We start from the raw sequence: 2,028 nt of genomic DNA on the forward strand, positions 1-2,028 counted from the left end.
CATAAATGTGTAAGGCTTCTTCCAAAGTAAGATTTTCGTGGTACTCACCCATAACAGGAAATTCCATACACTCCGCAACATAAAAAGTGATCGTGTCTTCCGGCTGTTTCTGCTCTGGCTGTCTGGTAAAAACAGAAAGTGTTTCTGCATTTTTCAGACGTGAAAGTAATGACTGGGCAGTGACTACATCGCTATCTATATCCGATTCTTCTGTCACCTCAGTCAGCCAGTCTTTTAAACCTGCTGTCTCCTTGTTCAAAATATCCTCTGTGAGTTTCTCAACCTGTTCTTCCCTATTTTCAACGGTATCTTTATATTCATAAGTATCATATTCATAACTAAAATTATCCAAGTCCACTGCGAGTTTCCTGATTTCCTGCTGATCAAGATAGGCTTCCGATTCCTTTATATACTCTGCCAAAGTAATTCTTTCTTCTAAGATTGGGTTAATGTCTACTTTAATGCCTGCTATTGCCATACCATACGAATTCAATTCGTTAAAAAAACTATCCTCTCGAATATTTCCTCGATAAGAAAGCACCACATCAAGATCAGAATCTGCACGATACAGGTCATCTCTGCTTCTGGAACCATGTACTCTCGCCCCAATCAATGTAACTTCATTTTCCAGTCCCATTTCTTCCAGAACAGCTCTTGCATGAAATAAAACTTCATATTCAATTTCTGCCCTGTCCATCCCATTCAATGCTGTTTCACATCTGCCAAGTTCCGAAGTGAATCGAACATCTCCACTGGCCAGCACTTCTTTAGAATGACTGATTACCTTATCCCGAAACTCCCTGTCATCAACTTTTACACATTCAACATCTTCCAATCCTTCATTTTTCAAGCTGGCATACATTGCTTTCTGAATAGAATCTTCTGGATTTCCACAGGCATCTCCTGAAATTTCATGAAGTTCCTGATCATAAACCAGGTATTTATAGCCATCCTCCGTCGGTTGCACTGTTAAATACATACCAGACATTTTAAATTGTACGGTTATTCCCTCATAACTTTTTAATGCCGCTTCCCTGTCATAACCATCAAAAAAAGCCTTTGGGCAAGTACGTTCAAATTGTATCTTCTCCAGTCTCTCTTCTTCTGCATATTCAATTTCTGCATACATTTCTTCATAATCCATCACGCTTGCATCTTCTATCGAAAGTCCTTCATCTTCCAAAATATTCTCCATTGCTTCAGTAATAGAAATAGTCGGATCATCATAAACGCCGCCATCCAGTTCCAGATAATCTTTATCATAGAATGTATAATCATAACCATCTTCTACCGTCTGAATTGTAAAATACTGATCTCCAATCTGGTATGCTATCTCTGTATCATGCACTGCCAGACTGTTTCCTATCTCTTTAAAAGTATTGTATATCTGCGGATTCAGCCATCCTTCCACTTCCTGGCAATCATAAATCAATGTATCTATTCCATTCTTACACTGAATAAAATCAAGACTACCTCGCAACGGTGCTGTATTTTCAATTCCAAGAGCTTTCATTTTATGATTAGGCAGAGAGTAATATGCTCCAAGGGCAGCTCCCAAATCCTTATATCTCTCGATCTTCATCCCACCTTTTGCTGCCAGATCTTCGATCACATAATATTGGTCAATATAATGATTTTCTGGCATTTTCAGGTCAATGCCATTATTTTCTCTGACTTTATGTATCTCGAAAAAGCTGAATTTCTGTTCTTCACCCCGCAGATTCTGTCCGGTCAGTGTCGGCTCCCATGTATCTGTACTGATTGGCTGCTGTTCCATGATTTTCATAACTGTTCCGTCTGCTAAGATGACTGTTGCCTGGTCTGGAAGATCTATCAGGTCATACACCGTTGCACCATTTTCTTCCAGATATTCTGAAATAGCTTCCCTGGCTCCTTCATCAAATCCATGCCAGATGTCCTCTGCCACCAGTGTTCCATTTTCCGATACGATAATATCAGCCACGTCCTGACCGTATTCCTCACTCCGCATCTGGAAGAATCGCTCCCCATGATATGTTTTCATATCCA

General features: G+C 39.8%; 1 protein-coding gene. It reads right to left on the bottom strand.

The genetic code is table 11. The features are described from left to right. On the bottom strand, window positions 1-2,028 hold a 2,028-nt coding region (locus tag RDS42_RS14440; protein WP_308784270.1), incomplete at both ends, for an LPD16 domain-containing protein.

It is taken from the genome of uncultured Blautia sp. (assembly GCF_902497045.1).
GTDB lineage: Bacteria > Bacillota > Clostridia > Lachnospirales > Lachnospiraceae > Blautia_A.